The 18,862-nt window shown below is 49.4% G+C and carries 15 protein-coding genes; 10 read left to right on the top strand and 5 right to left on the bottom strand.

Annotated features, from left to right (window positions below):
• On the top strand, positions 1-916 hold a 916-nt coding region (locus tag DXZ20_RS28660), incomplete at its 5' end, for a glycosyltransferase family protein (RefSeq protein WP_163703645.1).
• Positions 917-962: 46 nt separating this feature from the next.
• Here the strand turns inward: DXZ20_RS28660 and DXZ20_RS28655 are convergent.
• Together DXZ20_RS28655 and DXZ20_RS28650 are read right to left on the bottom strand one after the other, a co-directional pair.
• On the bottom strand, positions 963-1,712 hold the full coding sequence (locus tag DXZ20_RS28655; protein WP_163663825.1) for a hypothetical protein: 750 nt from the start codon (positions 1,710-1,712) through the stop codon (positions 963-965).
• A 120-nt stretch (positions 1,713-1,832) separates the two neighbouring features.
• Positions 1,833-3,494 carry a D-Ala-D-Ala carboxypeptidase family metallohydrolase gene (locus tag DXZ20_RS28650; RefSeq protein WP_163663823.1) on the bottom strand — a complete coding sequence of 554 codons (1,662 nt, stop codon included), beginning with the start codon at positions 3,492-3,494 and terminating at the stop codon, positions 1,833-1,835.
• 211 nt (positions 3,495-3,705) lie between these two features.
• Here DXZ20_RS28650 and DXZ20_RS28645 point away from each other — a divergent pair, with 211 nt between their 5' ends.
• The 3 genes from DXZ20_RS28645 (at position 3,706) to DXZ20_RS28635 (ending at position 5,986) form a co-directional block, all read left to right on the top strand.
• Positions 3,706-4,491 carry an HAD family hydrolase gene (locus DXZ20_RS28645; RefSeq protein ID WP_163702514.1) on the top strand — a complete coding sequence of 262 codons (786 nt, stop codon included), beginning with the start codon at positions 3,706-3,708 and terminating at the stop codon, positions 4,489-4,491.
• A gap of 115 nt (positions 4,492-4,606) precedes the next feature.
• The gene (locus tag DXZ20_RS28640; RefSeq protein ID WP_006517528.1) at positions 4,607-5,467 is read left to right on the top strand and encodes an ABC transporter permease; all 861 of its coding nucleotides are present in this window, start codon (positions 4,607-4,609) and stop codon (positions 5,465-5,467) included.
• 156 nt (positions 5,468-5,623) lie between these two features.
• Positions 5,624-5,986 carry a hypothetical protein gene (locus DXZ20_RS28635; RefSeq protein WP_006517529.1) on the top strand — a complete coding sequence of 121 codons (363 nt, stop codon included), beginning with the start codon at positions 5,624-5,626 and terminating at the stop codon, positions 5,984-5,986.
• Positions 5,987-6,229: 243 nt separating this feature from the next.
• Here DXZ20_RS28635 and DXZ20_RS28630 read toward each other — a convergent pair whose 3' ends face one another.
• Positions 6,230-7,513 (bottom strand): hypothetical protein, encoded by a 1,284-nt coding sequence (locus tag DXZ20_RS28630; protein WP_163663819.1) that lies wholly within the window; start codon positions 7,511-7,513, stop codon positions 6,230-6,232.
• A gap of 242 nt (positions 7,514-7,755) precedes the next feature.
• Positions 7,756-8,136: a CAAD domain-containing protein gene (locus DXZ20_RS28625; RefSeq protein WP_250564912.1), complete on the bottom strand. Its 381-nt coding sequence runs from the start codon at positions 8,134-8,136 to the stop codon at positions 7,756-7,758.
• A gap of 348 nt (positions 8,137-8,484) precedes the next feature.
• Here DXZ20_RS28625 and hflX point away from each other — a divergent pair, with 348 nt between their 5' ends.
• The 5 genes from hflX to DXZ20_RS28600 all read left to right on the top strand — a co-directional run bounded on the left by hflX (position 8,485) and on the right by DXZ20_RS28600 (position 17,094).
• Entirely contained in the window at positions 8,485-10,170 is a 1,686-nt protein-coding gene (hflX, locus tag DXZ20_RS28620; protein ID WP_163703644.1) for a GTPase HflX, read from the top strand.
• 593 nt (positions 10,171-10,763) lie between these two features.
• Positions 10,764-11,969 (top strand): ATP-dependent 6-phosphofructokinase, encoded by a 1,206-nt coding sequence (locus DXZ20_RS28615; protein ID WP_163702513.1) that lies wholly within the window; start codon positions 10,764-10,766, stop codon positions 11,967-11,969.
• Between the two features lie 490 nt (positions 11,970-12,459).
• On the top strand, positions 12,460-13,719 hold the full coding sequence (locus tag DXZ20_RS28610; RefSeq protein ID WP_163702512.1) for an ABC transporter substrate-binding protein: 1,260 nt from the start codon (positions 12,460-12,462) through the stop codon (positions 13,717-13,719).
• Between the two features lie 18 nt (positions 13,720-13,737).
• On the top strand, positions 13,738-14,607 hold the full coding sequence (locus DXZ20_RS28605; RefSeq protein ID WP_163702511.1) for a branched-chain amino acid ABC transporter permease: 870 nt from the start codon (positions 13,738-13,740) through the stop codon (positions 14,605-14,607).
• 9 nt (positions 14,608-14,616) lie between these two features.
• A complete protein-coding gene (locus DXZ20_RS28600; RefSeq protein ID WP_163702510.1) occupies positions 14,617-17,094 on the top strand; it encodes a branched-chain amino acid ABC transporter ATP-binding protein/permease in 2,478 nt (825 codons plus the stop codon).
• Between the two features lie 236 nt (positions 17,095-17,330).
• Here DXZ20_RS28600 and DXZ20_RS28595 read toward each other — a convergent pair whose 3' ends face one another.
• Positions 17,331-17,642 carry a carbon dioxide-concentrating mechanism protein CcmK gene (locus DXZ20_RS28595; protein WP_006517539.1) on the bottom strand — a complete coding sequence of 104 codons (312 nt, stop codon included), beginning with the start codon at positions 17,640-17,642 and terminating at the stop codon, positions 17,331-17,333.
• Between the two features lie 195 nt (positions 17,643-17,837).
• Between DXZ20_RS28595 and DXZ20_RS37875 the strand changes: the two genes are divergently transcribed.
• The coding region (locus DXZ20_RS37875) for an Rpn family recombination-promoting nuclease/putative transposase (RefSeq protein ID WP_250565957.1) at positions 17,838-18,862 on the top strand (1,025 nt) is incomplete at its 3' end.

Raw genomic sequence — 18,862 nt, 5'->3', positions numbered from 1 at the left:
GTTAGGTCTGGGATTGGCGACGCTGCATGCTGGCGCGATCGCACTCCACGATGCAGACATTATTACCTACGATCGTGCCTATCCCCTCAAGCTTCTCTTTCCTCTCTTAGAGCCTGAGTTTGGTTTTGCCTTTACCAAAGCCTACTACGCTCGCATCGGCAGCGAACCCCGAAAAATCAATGGTCGCGTCACGCGCCTGTTTGTTGCCCCATTACTCCATTCTTTGATGGATGTATGGGGGCACCGGGATTACATCTCTTACTTATCGGCTTATCGATATCCTCTCTCCGGTGAGTTTGCCCTAACCAGCGATTTAGCATTGACTACTCGTATTCCAGCTAACTGGGGTTTAGAAGTTGGGTTGCTAGCCGAGGTTTATCGGAACGTCGCCCTCAAGCGAATCGCCCAGGTAGATTTGGGCACCTTTGACCATAAGCATCAGGATGTGGGGCAATCACCTAGCCAGGGACTGCAAAAGATGTGTCGCGACATCTTACACTCCCTACTGCGCACATTGACGGAAACAGAGCAGGTCGTCATTGGCAAAGATCAGTTGCGATCGCTACGTATCAAGTTTCGCCGTGAAGCGCAAGACCTGGCACGGCAGTATTTTGTCGATGCCAAGTTCAACGGGTTACAGTACGACCGTCATAAGGAGGAAAACACCCTTGAACGGTTCGAAGAAGTGATTATCAAAGCCGGTGATCAGTATCTAGAGGACCCCACTGGGACTGAAATTCCTGATTGGACCCGTGCCCTGGCTGTCATGCCAGATCTGCGTCAGCTTTTAGGTCAGGCAGTTGCTGATGACATGCAGGAGGTAATCGACAAACGTGTGCTCCCTTTTGTCAATTTGGGTGAGAATAACGGTCACGAAAACCACTCAAGTGCTGAAGATCTGGTTTTCACCTCATGAATTATGACTGTGTGGGGTCGTTCCATGGAACGACCCCACACAGTCGTTAAAGCGCGACTCGGTTGCTAGAACTTCGGAAGGTGACATTTACACCTTCGCTCGTTTGTTCCAGCACTAACAGTGGAGTAGGCTTTGCTTTTTGATCCCAATGCATGGTGGCTAAGCGCCCTAACAATGTGGGCTGCCAAAATTTATCGTCTCGATCAGGGCTTAGGAAGTTCTCGATACAGTCGATAATTTCTTGAACCGTGATCGACGTTGCTTGAGTGGGTAGCTTGACCAGCTTAATTTGAATTCGAAAGAGCACTCGCTTTTTCTTTTGGTTGTCTTGAACCGTCTGATACTCGACATCAAAGATTTGGTCTACAGCCCGTGGTTTGGAGGCAATGCCGACGACTCCCTGCTGTGCCTGTTGTGGACGGAGTGCCACAGTGATGCGCTGCTTGACCTTCACCTTAAGCTGGTTGAGCACCGAAAAATGGAACTGCTTCTCTTCCATTCTCATCCTGAGGTAATCGAGGTTGAAATCTCGAGAATGCACCAAATCAGGATTTTTCTCCATCTTGCTGATGGTCGTCAGCGCCAATTTAACGCGCTTCTGAAGCTCTTTATTCTTGTAAGCCTCAAATTTGAGCTTTTTGCGTACCCGCGAAAACTGTATCTGAGAAACAATTCCCAGAATCAGTAATAGCACCGCTAAACCGATCGAAGTATACAGCCATGGATTCTTTGGTTGAGCGACAGCTACAGGAGTCTGAGCTATCAAAGGATTGAGCTCACTAACAGAATGAGACATAGCTAAGGAATAGTGCTATCCGGTTACATTTAGCATGCCCTGGGCAAGGGTTTCCGGACTAAGAGGATATATCTAAACACATGTAAAGCCTCTGTGAATTTTCGATGGCCATAGGTGCAATTAGTGACGCCATCGTGCGCGATATCCCCGAGCATCCAAATGGCTCAGCCTAGGGAAACGGCGATAGCGCCCTAATCCACCGGGCCACCAAGGATCCAATGCCCAGTAGATCTGATCTCCAGAAAGACCATCGACATAGAAGTCGATGGCATCACCCACAATGTGACGACTATTGGAAGCTCCACCCACCTGCCGATTGATATCGGGTGGACGATACCAGCTGGTGATATGAAAGGGACGACCGATGCGATCGCGAGCTTGCTGAGCCAGCTTAGCAAGGCGCACCATAGCATCTACAGTAGACTGATTGGGAGGCATGCGTGTACCGCCACGGGTAGCCTCAGCCCAGGTAAAGTTGCCATTGGGAATAATTGAAGCCCCTAACTGAAGATTATGGGGTGTCCAACGGCTGGGGCGTGGTGGCAGGGGTGCAGGTTTCGGAGCTGGCGGTGCTTCGACCGAATCACGATTAGCACGGGTCATACGCCGCACATCATCGAACAGCGACTGAATCGAATCTACACGCCGGTCTAGCTTTCGCCAGATTTGCACCAGGCGGATCAAAGCCTCTCGTTGTTCTTCGGTCTCTTTATAGACATTGGGCACATTGTCGATAAAGGCCAGTAAAGCCTGATCGACTTGCTTAGCCGCTTTTGCTAGGGCAGGGGGATTATTCTTATTGGCACTGAGAAACTGTGGCGTTACCCCTAGCTCGCTCAAAGCGGTCGGGCGTGAATCCAGTTCCTTCCACATCCGATAGGTTTCCGTCAGTGCAAATCGATGATAGCCATCCCCTTTGTAGTGGTCAGGAAGCCGTTGCACAAAAGCAATCAAGGCCGGATCTACAATTTGCAGGTTGGTTTCATTGGCCCGTGGATCATGGGAGCGCAGCCACTCGATCGCCTCTTCCCGGGAATCTACCTGCCGCCATAGTTGGGTTAAGCGCAACAGTGCTTCTCGCTGATGGGGATAGCCAGAATAAAAGCGAGATACCTGGCGGATAAAGTTGGTTAGCTCTTTATCCAGGGCTGCCTCATCCACTACATCATTGTTGATGGGAACTTTCATGGCTTCAATGGTACTCCGGTGAGAGTCCAGCTTGCGCCAGATGCGGGCAACCTCCAGTAGTGCTTCTCGCTGAAAATCTAGACGACTGTAGTTGGGGGCGATGCGATCGGCTAATGCCAGTAGCTCATCATCTAATTCGGCCAAATTATGGGGCAACTCCTGTGCACCATAGTCATAGCTAATGTCTTCAAGATAGGCCGCTAAAAGCTTTTCAGCATTACAGCTTTCTAGGCGCGCGGAGTTTTCTTCAGCCCCTGGTGGCATATAGCCTTCAGCAATCCGCTCGATGAAGCGATCGCTGTAGCGCCCCTTGGGGGCATCCCATAAATCGCTGCCACTCCAACCATTGGCAGTCAGGGTATTGGTTAGCCCTCGTAATGTATTGGCAGCATACTGTACCTGCTCAGGAAAGGTGTTGACCTGAGCCACTGCAATCTTATTGGCAGGTGCTATACCCAGACCCGTTTCACCATCCATCAGCCGGGGAGCCTGATGTACCGTATAGAGACCCGCCAGAATGGGTTTATGAATACCGGCTCGTTCCGCCTCTAAGAGATAGTAGTAGTTGCGCTGATCGGGTACGAGTGTTGCCATAGATTAATGGGCTCAAACGTTTTACCTTGACAAGGATAAGTGACTATTGGGTGTCTGCCATCTGCACAAATTACGGTAGAGCAATTAAGAGTTGGCTGCTAACGCTTCTAACGTATATCAGTTTCTTGATAACAAGGGAATTACTTAATCAAAATCTAGTGCTTGTCTGGCACCATAGCCCTTAGAAATAGGCAGAAGCAGTATAGCAACGATGGCATCAAATCGGTTACAGGCACTCACAACCCAGGCATGTCGCCAAGCACTGGCTCAAATTCGGCTATTGGCAACAGATATGGATGGCACCCTCACCCACCAAGGTGAATTTGCTCCATCTTTGCTAATCACCTTAGAAAAGCTCAAAGCATCAGGCATGCCTGTATTAATCACCACTGGACGTTCAGCAGGTTGGGTCAATGGGTTACTACACTATCTGCCTGTGGAGCTTGCGATCGCAGAAAACGGCGGACTCTATTTCACCAAAACCAATAGACATCCCACATTCCTACAACCGCTCGCCAACGACCATAGACAGTTGCTATTACAACAATTTAACCGGTTACGCCAACAATACCCTCAACTCAAAGAATCCAGCGATAACCCTTTTCGTCTAACGGACTGGACCTTTGACGTCACCGGTTTAAGCTTGGAAGACCTGCAGTGGATGACTAGCAACTGTCATGAAAACGGTTGGGGATTCACCTACAGCACCGTGCAATGCCACATCAAACCCTTGCCCCAAGACAAAGCTAGCGGTCTAGCCCAGGTCGTCGCCCAGCAATTTCCAGATCTAGCCCATCACCAAGTACTCACCATTGGTGATAGCCCCAACGATGAAAGTATGTTTGATCCTGCACAATTTCCCCATTCCGTTGGTGTGGCCAATGTTCGTCACTATTTAGATACGCTGACCCATCACCCTTCGTTTGTCACCCAGGCAGAAGAGGGCGCAGGATTTGGTGAGTTGGTGGAAGAACTATTCGACGCAATCAATCGATGAATCTAGAGATGAATCTAGAGGCGTTCCATGGAACGCCCCTGCACACGCTCTATATTTCTCCTTTCCCATTGCCCCGCAGCGTTAGACAATATGATCCGACTCAATTCTCATAGCTATGGCAGACATTCTGCGGGCAAAGCGCTGGACAATTTCACGAATACTTATGTGGATGGGCATCGCCATCACTCTGTTGTTTGTCATCGTTGCCCTGTTTGCACCGCTGATGCAGAACTGGGGATGGATCCAGGATCCATTGGTGACGTTGGAAAACCCCATTCATGTACCACCGTCTGGTGAGCATTGGTTTGGCACCAGCCGCCAGGGCTATGATGTCTTTGCTCGTACCCTCTTTGGAGCACGGGCAGCCTGGCAGGTGGTGCTGTTGGCAACGGCCATGAGTGTGGTGGTGGGCGTTCCCTTAGGCATGGTCAGCGGTTATCTCGGTGGCAAGCTGGACCGGGGTCTGCTGTTTTTCATGGACACGATCTACACGCTGCCAGTGCTGCTTTTGGCCGTCACCCTGGCCTTTATTTTGGGTAAGGGTGTGGTGAATGCAGCTGCGGCCTTGAGTATTGCCTATGTGCCTCAGTACTACCGGGTAGTGCGTAACCACACCGTTAGCCTGAAAACGGAGCTGTTTGTCGAGGCGGCTCAGGCCATGGGAGCTTCGACCTGGGCCGTGCTGTCCCGATACCTATTTTTGAATGTGGTGCAGAGTGTGCCCGTACTCTTTACCCTCAATACAGCAGATGCGGTACTCATTTTGGGGGGGCTGGGGTTCCTAGGCTTGGGACTTCCAGACGAAGTACCTGAATGGGGCAGTTCCCTACGTCAGGCATTGGACGCCCTCCCCACAGGTATTTGGTGGACCGCACTCTTTCCAGGACTAGCCATTACGGGCATGGTGACCGGGTTATCCCTCATCGGTGAGGGCTTAAATGATTTGGTTAATCCCCTAGTGCGCAAAGAAAACTGAACGGCTTGAGTCTGCGATCGCAGTGATCATGATCACATGAAAGGCTCAGTATGACTTAAGTCACTCTTATGTGGAGTTCAGGGTCGTATCAGATATCGGTTAGCTAAAATTGAGATAGTTAGAACAATCGTTCATGACCCTTTGGGGGTTACTACCATGAAAAAAGCACTGACTGCATTGTTTGTTACTGGATTGACTACTGTTACCTTGGGTTCAGTTCTGGCAGCACCTAGTTCAGCTGACCTACTGGAAAGCATTGGCATTGGCGCTGGTACAGGTATTGTGACCGGTACCGTTGTCGGTGACAACGCAGGTGTCGACGACATTGTTAACGGGGCGGCGGCTGGAGCGGCTGTTGAGGCCGTACGCGGTAACAATGACGATTCCAGTTTGGTTCAGGATGCTGCTGTGGGCGCTGCCGCTAGCGGTGTCGTTGGCATTATCACCAATGACGATTCCTTCATTGAAAATGCCATTCAAGGGGGCGCTGCAGGCGCACTGATTAATGTTCTTGACTAGGGTCAAGGCGTTCTTGACTAGGGTCAAGGCGATTTCAGATTAAGTTTTTGCACAGTTATTAACGCTTCAAGACAATGGGTCATATAGCCCTACATAGAAAAAGCCCCGTATCTACCTACCGATGCGGGGCTTTTTTGTACATTGTCAGAACAGGAGCAAACGGACTAGACATAAGGCAGGGTGGGCACAAGGCACCACCCTTACGGGATATTTGTGAACTGAACCAAGGCGTTAAATTTAGTGTCAGGAGGATTCAAGGCGTCTGCGCCATTCGTCATCAATTTTGTCTCGGTTCTCGATCTCTTGGTCAATCAGATCAGTCTCAGTGGTGTAAGCCAGGTTGTCTTTACTAACAATGGTTTCCATCGCAAACTGCTTGGCATAGTCAAGTTTGCGTTGCACCGTTCTGCCCACAAGGTTCTTACGCTGAGTATTACGGTCTTCAATTTTCTGGTTTTGCCGCTGCATTCTGAAGTAGCGAATGGCAGGGATGCCAAGAAAAGCAACGCCATAGGCTAGGAAGAGATCGCAGAGGGAATAGACCAGATCAACAAAGCCTCCGTCGGTAAAGTCAGCCGCAATAAAACTGAGATAGATTGAGCCAACGACTAGCAATGTGCCAAGACCGATGGCAATGGCGACTTGATTGGAGCTGGCACTGGTAAAGCGACGTTTGGCTTCTTTAAGAAATGCAGGTACTGACTGGGGTTTCTGATTTTTAGCCGTTACCTGGAGCTCGGGGAAGTAATAGACGAGGTCACCTTGGGGACTGACGTTAGGCCGACCGTTAAAACGACTGAGGGCAGGAATTACGTAGTCTTCAAGGTCGTCGTCGAGGTTGGCGTTTTCGAGATAGGGAGCTAGCTGTTCGGCAGAGACGGCACCGCGATTGTTGCGAATGACGGTTGCGATCGCACCCCACCGCCGTTCATCCAAATCCTTATTCGGGTCACCATCGCCAAACAAGAACGAATACACACCTTCCAAAAAATTCAGCTCACTACCCTGGCGATTGCGATCTCGTGACGAATAGTCATACTGCCGACCATACTGCCGACGGGGGCCATAGCTAAACCAGTAAAACCAATCCCGACCAATCCACAGCCAAGGATTAAACCCTATACCGCCACTATAGCTGCCACCGCGATTATCATCTTCCCGCTGGGACTGCATACTAATTTGAATCGCAATGATGGCCGCAAATACCAGCACCACCGCCAGAATCAGCATGAGGCCAAAGGAAATGCGAATCAGGTAAAACAGAACCGCCCAAATTTTTTCCCAGGTTTCCTGCCAGCGCAGTTGCCAATATTGATTACGCAGAATTGCTCGAAACTGAGGGGAAAACTCATAGGCAATGTCCCCCGTCTCAGACACTTGCATGTGGGCCTGGGTTTCAGATGCTAAGGCCAAAACCCCAGCTTCCGCCTGGCTAATATTGAGACCAGTTTTAGCAGCCACATCACCTACGGTTACCCGATATTTCAGGGTTTCGACCGCTTTCATGATGTCCTTATTTAGCTCCATAGGTTCCTTTAGGGGCCTTATTGTAGCGATGATTCTTAGTATAGAAAGCCTTATCGATCATCTGCCATGACGGTAAAGGTGTGGGTTTCCATATCCATATGATCCACCACCTTAGAAGGTCATGTAGGCGGAGCGCTCTGCCAGATCTCAAACACCAAAAAGGCTGAATGACTTAGCATCCAGCCTTTCCAGATTTTGCAATGTGCATCAAAATATTTGGAATTATAGTCAATCAGTAGCAACTATTTATTGCCAGTAATCTGATCCTTTACATCCCCCAAACTGCTCAGTAACTCGCTGCGATTGCTGGCTTTTAGCAAAAATCGATAGATAAACCAGCCCGTATAAATCAGACCAATAAGCTCCATCGTAGGAGCTAGTACTGGGATATCGTTAATCGACGCCAAGACAGCAAAGGTTAGTTTGATGGCAATGAGGGCACCGAAGACTAGACCAATAACTGTGAGTGGCCGTTTGTACTCATTAAACGTCTCAACTACGTAAGTCGGTGAATCCCCAAGTACACTTGCAACCTTAGCCAAAATTTCTTTGGCCTGTTCAGTGGTATCGGTCGTACTTTGAGTTGTTACGTTCTCTTCAGGGGGATTGATATCGGTGCTCATCTTTATATGGAGTATTAACAACCTAGGAGCGGATTTCCCTCGCTCATTTGCCATGCGGCTAATGAACCAGCTTAGTTATCAGCTTCTGAAACTAAACTAGAGTTAGTCCAAATGCAAGCTGCCAACCGCGCATTAGGCACATGCCAGATCTTGCATAGCTGTGTGCAAATCAATGCACTTTAAAATAGTTTATTCTGACTTCATAGAAAAATATTATCGTTCATCGACATATAGTCAATTTCAATCATTGGCCCCAATGCATTATCAAAACATTTCAATTTGAGACTGCTTTGTCGTTGAGGTGGATGTCATGACTAAAATGAGAGCTACCGAATTCTGCAAGGGCTTATCGAAACCATCTACGGCGAGCTGAAAGGTCTTAAACCTAGTCAGCTCAAGCAACTACGTCGTCTATATCATCAGCGCATTCCGGGTAGTCAAATCACTAACCGTGAATTTGCCCAGCGTCTGGCTGCCATCAGTACTGATATCAATCAGCCAGTTTGTAGTTATATTGACCGGCGGGGGCATGTCATCCGCGTCGGTGTTGGCTCCCCACGGCAAACTCAAATTCCAGCTATGGAGTTACCACGATATGGTGCCGAGCGACTGAGTGGTATTCGCTGCATTGCCACTCAACTGAAACAGGAACCACCGGGAAATGCTGCGTTGACGGCCATGGCCCTACAGCGGTTGGATGCGCTAGTGCTGCTGACGCTAACCGGCAGCGGTTTTCAGCGTAAGGGCGGTGGTGCCACAGGTTACATTCGTGAGGCTTACTTGGCCCATTTAGTTCCCGATGAGACCCAGCGCTGGTCAGTATCAGCGCCAATGGATTTGGAAAGCATCAGTCTGGAAGATTTTACTGACTTGACTGAAGGTTTGGAGGAGGAATTTCGGCGTCTGTTTGTGGCGCAGCAAGTAGATGCGAGCCACGACCGTGTGCTGTTAGTGGGTTTACAAACCGATCGGATCTCTACCCGACGCTTTAAAAGCGGTCTGGAAGAAATCATTCGACTCGTGGAAACTGCCGGTGGCGAAGTTTTAGAAACCCTCAAACAAAAGCGAGCTAAACCTCACCCTCAAACTGTGCTGGGGGCGGGTAAGGTCGATGAGGTGGCCCTAAAGGCTCAAACCTTTGGTGCAAGTTTAGTAGTCTTTGATCGAGATCTATCTCCAGCTCAGGTACGCAGCCTGGAGCAACGAATTGGGGTGCGAGTAGTGGATCGTACCGAGCTGATTTTAGATATCTTTGCCCAGCGGGCGCGGACAGGTGCGGGCAAGTTGCAGGTGGAGCTGGCTCAATTAGAGTATCAGTTGCCGAAGCTGACGGGGCGCGGTCAGGCCATGTCTCGACTGGGGGGTGGTATTGGTACCCGTGGTCCCGGTGAAACCAAATTAGAAACTGAACGACGGGCCATTCAAAAACGAATTACGCGGCTACAGCGAGAGGTAAATCAGTTACAGGCTCATCGTTCGCGGCTGCGACAGAATCGACAGCATCATCGGGTGCCTTCTGTTGCCGTGGTGGGCTATACGAATGCAGGTAAGTCTACGTTGTTGAATACGCTGACCAATGCGGATATTTATGCTGCAGATCAGTTGTTTGCAACGTTAGATCCAACAACAAAAAAATTATCCGTGGTGGATAGTGACACCCATGAGAAACGGTCTATGGTCCTGACCGATACCGTGGGGTTTATTCAAGATTTGCCACCGTCTCTTATGGATGCATTTCGAGCCACATTAGAAGAAGTTACCGAAGCAGATGCGCTGATGCATGTGGTGGATTTGTCTCATCCGGCTTGGCAAGATCATATTCGCTCGGTGATGGGGATTTTGGGACAAATGCCAACAACACCAGGGCCAATTTTATTGGTATTTAACAAATTGGATGCAGTGGATAGTGATACTCTTGCGGTTGCTAAGGATGAGTATCCCCAGGCATTGTTTATTTCAGCTGCGCAGAAGCTGGGGTTGGAGACGTTGCGACAGCGTTTAGTGCAGTTGGTAGATTATGCTGTGGCAGGCTAGGAAAGAGTTAGTCAATAGCAGCGATAGATTTTGCAAAATTTGAGACTGAAGAAACCAGACCTGAGGCCGATAAAGTGCTATTCCTCACAATATCCTCACACTTCCCGCGTAGTCTAAAGATGTTGAAAATGCTGGTTCAGCCTGCTGTTAAATGATTGCAGCTCACAGTTGTCATCTTGGGCATAGCGTCAACAAGATAGCCAAACCCGATGACCGTTGTATCAGTATTTAGCTGTAGTAGGAGATAACCCATCATGATCCGCATAAATGGCAACTCTCTTAAATGGAAACCCCTGAAGTGGTGGCTATTGGCATTAATGGCTCTAATTTGGGCGTTATGGGTTAGTCAAAATCCATATTTAATTAGACCCGTTTATCTGTTGTAACATCTTGAAACTGTTTTGTCGGTAGGCCACACCAGCAATGGCTCTATCACCTATATTGTGGTTAGAAAATCACAATTATCATTTCCTGAACCAGCTACAGGGCAGTAGGTTCCAAATTGACTGTCCCAACTTAGGTGAGTGGCTCAATATATTTAATCGTTACAAAGCTATCAACTGTCTCTATCCATCAAATTATTTAGCGCTCTAATGACCTCTAAAGTGACTAAAAACATTGGCATTCTTACCAGTGGTGGTGATTGCCCTGGTCTCAATGCAGCGATTCGTGCTGTTGTTAAATGTGCAACCCAACGGCAATGGCAGGTCTATGGTATTCCCTACGGTACTCAAGGCTTGATTAACTTAGAGCAGGGCAACTGTTCGAGACAGGATATTCAATTGCGAGACCATGGGTTTGATATTCCAGGGGTGCTGCATGGTATCGATATTCTTCAGTTTCTCAGTGGTAGTATGCTGGGTGCTTTAAGCAACGGTGACCCCAGCAATCCTGATATTGCTCGTGAGATGTTAGAGGGGTACCGATTGCTCGATTTAGATGCCTTAATTACCTTGGGGGGAGATGGCAGCTTAAATATTATTTCTGATTTAGCACAACAGGGTAACTGGAACTGGATTGCGATTCCTAAAACCATCGATAACGATGTGCCGTTTACTGAACAGTCACTGGGGTTTGATACAACTGTTGATACGGTGACCCATGCCCTATATGATCTCACATTTACGGCGGCCAGCCATAATCGCATTATGATTGTTCAGGTCATGGGGCGGGATGCCGGTCATCTAGCGCTACGGGCGGGTGTTGCTGGAGGAGCCGATATGATTTTGATTCCAGAACTCACTCCACAGATTAATGACAAGCTACTGGATGGTATCTGTAGCAAAATTGTACAGCTGCGTCAGACTGATCGGCAGTTTGCCCTAGTGGTCTTGTCTGAAGGGGTGTGTAATCAAAATGGGGTTAGGGAAAAGTACATTGGCGATACCCTGGCACAACAGATTCAGGTCCATGCTCAGCAACTGTGTGAGACAAATCAACCTGAATTTTGTCATTTACAGCCATTAGAAACGAGAGCCACAATCCTTGGTCATATTCAACGCAGTAGTATGCCATCATCGCTTGATCGGCTGATTGCAGCAGCCTTTGGATGTAAGGCAGTGGAATTGATTGCAGCTGAGAACTATCAGCAATTAGTAGTGTGGTCCCATGGGCATGCAGACAGTAAACCCTTAGATCAGGTGATACCGCGAATTAAACGGTGTCATTTAGAACAACGCTGCCCTAGCCCGGTGGCATTGGACGATCCTTGGATAAAAACAGCGCGAAATTTAGGTGTTTACATGGGTGAAACCATCAATAAACCTGAGAAAACAAACTTAACTTTTGCCAAACGCTGATTTGAAAACATTACTGACTGGGAGACTAAAGAAGCCTAACTGTTTCATGTATGGTTAGTGGTTGCTGCTGTGGGGACTCAATGCTGTTGATTGAGCTACTACAATGCTAGATGATGTATCTTGAGTGATTCATGCTTGGATTGTGGCCTTTGTGGCTCTATCCAGGCTAGAAATAACTGATGAATTGTGCTCTCATAGCTGCGTCATCGTTCGCTGTTGGGTTGAATATTCGTGAGCAATACCTGACCTGTTTGTGTCTGTGTTTCTAGGTCACAGCAATAACTTAGAGAAATAATTGTCTCCTCAGATATGATGTACATACCACCTTTGACAACAGATTCTCCGTCTATGTATGGATGCAACTGGGTACTTTAAACCATGAATCAGGTATCAAGTCACTGGAAACGTATTTGTAGCGTAAGCATCAGTTCGAATCTACCTTAAAACTGATAATCTTCCTGATAGCGTCTGCTAAGGCACCAGGGAACCCATGACTCAAAACTCGCTCAAGCGCATGTTTTTTAAGCGACGGCAGGTACTTAGAGGTGTCACTGGGCTGAGTGCAGCTCTGTTGGCATCTAGGCTAGCCGGTTGTGCAACCACCACCGATAGTGACGCCACACCGACTGCTGGGGGAGAAACAGCCTCTTCTAGTGAACCGATTAAGTTAGGTCTTATTGCTGCCATTACAGGGCCTTCAGCCGTGTCAGGTGAATCGATTACGCGGGGATTGACCATTGCCCTAGAAAAAATTAACGCGAGTGGTGGCGTCATGGGGGGGCGTCCGTTGGAACTTGTCATTCGTGACGATGAATCCACCCCGGCTAAGGGAGTAGCGGCGGCTCGGGAATTGATTGAGCAGGAAAAAGTGGCCCTGGTTTTTGGTGGCTTAGATTCTCCCGTATCCCTGGCCATGTTGCCTGTTTTCCATGAGTTAGAAGTGCCTTACATGGGTGTGTGGGCTGCGGCCACAAGCATTACCCGCAACGAATTTGACCCCAACTTTGCCTTTCGAGTCTCGGCTAACGACAATATTGTAGACAGTTACCTAATGCGCTACGCCAAGCAAGAATTAGGGGCCACTAAGGTGGGTTTAGTACTAATCAACAACCCTTGGGGCGAATCGAATCAGGCTGGGTTTGAGGAATGGGCACCGAAGTATGACCTGGACATTGTTGGTATTGAAAAGTTCAACGATGGGGACACCGATATTTCTCCCCAGTTAGGTCGTTTGCAGGAGGGAGGGGCCGAAGTGCTGCTGATGGTGGCTAACGCCGCCCCTTCAGCGGTAGCGATGAAGTCTTTGCTGCGCCTGGATTGGGATGTGCCAGTTGTCTCCCATTGGGGACCGACGGGTGGTCGTTTCCCTGAATTGGCTGGTGAGGAAGCGGCGGCTCGGGTGGTATTTATGCAGACCTATAGCTTCTTTGATGCTGAAGGAGAGCGCTCGGAAGCACTGATGAGCAAGTTACAAGAGAAATATGATGTCAAGGGGCCAGAGGATGTCATTGCCCCAGTGGGAACAGCCAATGCCTATGACGCGATGAATCTGGTTGCCCTGGCCATAGATACGGCAGAGAGCTTAGACGGACCCACTTTGCGAGACTCTTTTTATGATCTGCCAACCTATGCAGGTCTGATTAAAACCTATGAGCAGTCCTTTTCACCCGGTAACCACGATGCCCTGAATGAAGACGATTATATTCTGGTGCAGTGGAAAGATAACAAACTAGTACCCTTCCAAGGGTAAAGACACTGGATAAATGCAATGTGGTCTCAACTGATCCTTTCAGGGATTGCTGTTGGTAGTCTGTATGGCTTGGTGGCGCTGGGCTTTCAGATTACCTATGCGGTCTCGAAGACGATGAATTTTTCCCAGGGCGCTTCTGTAATGGTGGGAGCTGTCTTGTGCTACAGCCTGAACATCACCCTGGGAGTGCCTGCCTGGTTGGCAGTTCCTCTCACGTTGGTGGCGACCTTTGGGTTAGGCCTGCTGATTGAGCGGTTTGTGGTACGTCCATTTTCGGAAGGGGGTTCCAACAGTTGGCTGCTGACGACAATTGCCCTGGGCATCATTCTCGAAAATCTCGCCATGCTCACATTTGGCAAAGAGACACGGGGTTACCCGTCTGCCTGGGCGGAAACGCCAGTCCAACTGCTGGGGTTTGGTGTGTTTCCAGTAGAGCTACTGATTCCGGTGGTGGGGTTAGCGGTTGCGATCGCACTCCGTATCCTATTCACTCAAACTCTCTTGGGCAAAGCGCTGCAGGCCGTCAGCGAGAGCCATGATACCGCTCGGCTGATGGGCATTCCGGTGGAGCGCATGATCAGCGTCACATTTGGCATGTCTACCGCACTGGCGTCGTTGGCGGGCATGTTAATTGCGCCGGTTAGCAATGTTTCCGCCACCATGGGCACGCTGCTGGGTTTGAAGGCCTTTGCCACAGCCATCATCGGTGGCTTGGCGAATCCCTGGGGAGTCATGGTGGCGGGCATTCTATACGGTTTAGTGGAATCGGCAGCCGCTGGTTTATTGGGGGGTAGCTATCGCGAAATTATTGGCTTTGCGGTGGTGATTTTGATGCTGGCAATACGCCCCTATGGTCTGTTTGGCCAGGCTCAGGTTAAAAAGGTTTAGGGCATCAATATGAAGCTGCGTCGCTGGATTGGAATAGGCTTGTTATTGGGTGCGATCGCAGCCACACTATTCGCGCCCAATACCTACTACCTTTACACCATTGGCATGATTGCCATTACCACTATGGTGGCCGTTGGTATTAATATTTTGGTGGGGCTGTCAGGGCAAGTGTCCATTGGCCATGCCGGGTTCTTTGCCATCGGCGCATATACAGCAAGCCTGTTGATGCTGAGGGTAGACTGGTCGTTTCCAGCGGCAGCGGGTGTCGCCATCTTGGCCACGGCTGGCATGGGAGCAGCCTTAGGGGCTCCCGCCCTGCGAGTAACAGGCCCTTACCTGGCGATGGTGACCATCGCCTTTGGCATCATCGTCGAGCGAGTGTTGATCGAGTGGGTTGGCCTCACCGGCGGCTTTGGTGGCTTGAGCAACATTCCCAAACCGGTGCTATTTGGCCTACAACCCGCTTTAAGAGATGTTGTTCTCATTGCTGTGGTGCTAGCGTTTGTTGCAATTTGGTCCTTTGACCAGCTCAAACAACATCCCTGGGGCAAAGCGTTTCAAGCAGTGCGCGACGATGAGACAGCCGCCATTTCTCTCGGACTCAATCCCCTAACGGTGAGAGTGATGGCATTCACCGTTTCAGCAGCATTTACGGGTCTGGGGGGAGCCTTCTTTGCCTCCACAATTGGGTTTGTCAGCCCTGACAGCTTCACCCGGCACCGCTCGATTCTATTTCTGTTGGTGGTCATCTTAGGGGGGATTGGCACTGCCGAAGGGGCATTTGTCGGCGCGATCGTGCTTGTTCTTTTACCAGAACTGATTAAGGACTTCGCCGATTACCAACTGTTGGTCTTTGGTGTGTTGTTGCTGCTCACACTGTGGTTAGCTCCCGAAGGCGTGACCCAACCGCTCAAGCGTTGGTTTAGCCAACCGTCTCCGGTACATCCCCTGACCACTCCACCAGAAATGCCAGCCCTGATTACCCGCAATCAGGCAGCCGCTGCACTGAAGGTAAATCAGGTTGGCATTCAGTTTGGCGGCGTGCGTGCGGTCAATGAAGTGAGCCTGACGGTGCAGCCGGGTATGGTGACTGCGGTGATTGGCCCCAATGGTGCCGGTAAAACAACCCTGTTGAACTTGATTGGGGGCTTTTATCAAACCCAAACCGGCAGCATTATGCTTGGGAATAACGACCTAACACAACAATCTGGTCTTGCGATCGCCCGTTCTGGTGTGGCCCGCACCTTTCAGGCAACACGATTATTTGACTCACTTTCAGTGATTGATAACTTACGAGTTGCTGCCAAAGGTGCTCAAACTAGCTCCATTTTTTTCGCTCTAGTAGGTCGAGGCAAAGCACCGAACCATCCAGAGAAAACGCTGCTGGAAGTTTTATCGTTTGTTGGCTTTAGGGGTGATGTTTATCAGACGGCAGCTAACCTGCCCTTTGTGGATCGCCGGTTAGCTGAAATCGCTCGGGCATTAGTCTTGGGGCCTCAGCTGTTGCTATTGGATGAACCGGCTGCCGGGCTGAGTAAAGACGATAAGCAAGTGCTAGCAAAGCTAGTGCGACGGATTGCCAGCAGCGGTATTCCCGTCATTTTGATTGAGCACGACATGGACTTGGTGATGGATATTTCGGACCAAGTTGTGGTGCTAGACAGTGGCGATCTCATTTCCATGGGTTCTCCTGCACAAGTGCAACAAGATCCAGCCGTCTTGGCGGCATATTTAGGCGTTGACTCACCTGACCTAACGCGCCCAGCCCTCTCTCAGCCATATCCTCTATTGCAAACCAAACAGCTGGTTGCTGGCTACGACAAACTGAAGGTATTGCAGGCGGTTGACCTGACGGTGAATGCGGGTGAACTGGTGGCCGTCATCGGTGCCAATGGTGCTGGTAAAAGTACTCTGATGAAAGCCATTACCCAGCTCATCACTCCCTGGTCTGGGGATATTATTTGGCAAAACCAATCTCTCTTGGGAACACCCGCCCATGCCATCAATCAACAGGGTATTGTATTGGTGCCTGAAGGACGGCAGGTGTTTAAAGAGCTGACGGTGATCGACAACCTGCGTCTGGGAGCCTTTAACCGTCAAGATGCTGAAGTTGACGGCGATATCCAGAAAATTCTCCAGCGGTTTCCCCGTTTAGTTGAACGGCGCAACCAAAAAGCGGGGTTGTTATCAGGTGGAGAACAACAAATGCTGGCAATCGGTCGGGGCTTGATGGCCCGCCCTAAATTGTTGTTGCTAGATGAACCGTCCCTTGGTCTAGCACCAAAACTTGTCACCGATCTGTTTACCACCCTGGCAGAGCTACGGGATGAAGGACTGACCATTTTATTGGTGGATCAGATGGCCAGCCTGGCTTTGGCAGTGGCTGATCGTGCCTATTTATTGGAAACGGGGCAGGTGGTGCAATCGGGTACCAGCAAAGAAATGCAACAAGATAGCCAGGTGATCAAAGCGTATTTAGGGGTTTAGAACAGGTAGGGGCATCCCCTTGTGGGTGCCCTGGATACCCTACGCCATGGTCCGATCATTGGTTGGGAAAATATTTGATCAATGAGAGAAAATAGTTGGAGAGTGGCAGTTGCGATCGCGGGTTAGCAAAATTTTGGTGGATCGCTCCCAATGCTGCCGGGGTAAGCACAAGGCATTACCCCTACAGGATGATCCATTTTGAAGTGAGGATACTGAATACAGAGGCAGACAGCCGATCAAACTCTGAATGGCTCTGATTTTTCGTCAAAGTGTAGAGGCAAGACACTTTCAATATTTTCAGTTGGGTGGGGCACGGTGTAGTGGGACGTAACTTTCCCATTATTAGGGCAGGCGTTAGCAGCTTTTATCCCCGCTTCCATGGCTCTGTTGACTTCAGCCACACGTCCTCGAACCGTTACAAACTGACGTCCGCTATCGGCCTGATTAATTCCTAAAAGGGAGACATTACCTGCTTTAACCATGGCATCCGCCGCTGCCAACGAAGCCGGATATCCGTGGGTTTCGATTACACCGATAGAGTAAAGCATAGGGAAATGAGCCGATTGGGAAGGTTCATTTTCTAATATACCTGAGACCCGACACTCAACGTTGAGACTTCGGCGTGACCTCAGTCGAACGCTCAGTCGAACGCCTAGCCAAAACGTACAAGGCATTCCCCCTACGGGATTATCTATTTTGAGGTGGGGATACTGAATGCGGATTCTGCACAATTTGTATCGCTATTGAAAACCGATTCGTTATTCTATCTGCTCTTCGAAACTGCGCCTAGCATTCTGTTTGAGCTGATTGGGCAGCCAGCACTAGCATCAGGGTATCGATTTAGCTCAGTTGAACTAAAGCAAACCGCTTTTCGCATTGATGGGGTATTTCTGCCACCAGAGGACAGTGATCAGCCAGTCTACTTTGTAGAGGTGCAATTCCAGAAAGATCCGCTACTATATCGCTGTCTATTTGCGGAAGTATTTTTATTTTTACAGAAACACCCTGATGTTCAACAGTGGCGTGCAGTTGCCATTTACCCACGAACTAGTCTGGAACCTAATGAACATGATGCCTATGGTTGTTTACTTCAAAGTAACCAATGCCAACGGGTTTTTCTGGATGAGCTAGATCCAAGCCAATCGGTGACTCTAGGGTTAGTTAAACTAATAGTAGAGCCTGCCAGCACCGCTGTTGCTCTAGGCAAGCAGTTAATGCAACAAGCACGGGAGCAACCGTTACCCAACTTATCCACCAAAACCATTCTCAATATCCTTGAAACTATTATTGTTTATAAGTTTCCGCACCTTACATCCCAGGAAGTAGCCGATATGTTTGCTATCAGCGATCTAAAAAAGACAAAAGTTTATGCGGAAGCATATCAGGAAGGCCGGCAGGAGGTACTTGCTCAGGAACGGGCTTTGGTGATGCGTTTGCTTAGACGAAAGGTGGGGGCATTTCCTCAAACGACTTTATTACAGATAGATCGACTGTCGTTGATGCAGCTGGAGGATTTAGCTGAGGCATTATTGGATTTTGGTGAACTGGCAGATTTGGACAACTGGCTGGGTCAGTTGACAGAGAAAAGAACTGAGGTAACAGAAATGCTGACCCAACGGTTAGGGGCGTTGGAGGTATCAGTTATGGAGCAGATAGAGAAACTGACTTTAGGACAGTTGGGGTTATTAGAGGAAGCTGCACCGGGAGTTATGACGGGCGATGGGTTGATGGATTGGTTGGAAGAGCATTCGGACAATGCTATTAGCCA

This window comes from Adonisia turfae CCMR0081, assembly GCF_011009555.1.
Lineage (GTDB): Bacteria > Cyanobacteriota > Cyanobacteriia > Phormidesmidales > Phormidesmidaceae > Leptothoe > Leptothoe turfae.
The sequence above is the reverse complement of the archived record's forward strand: the minus strand, read 5'-3'. Positions and strand labels throughout refer to the sequence as shown.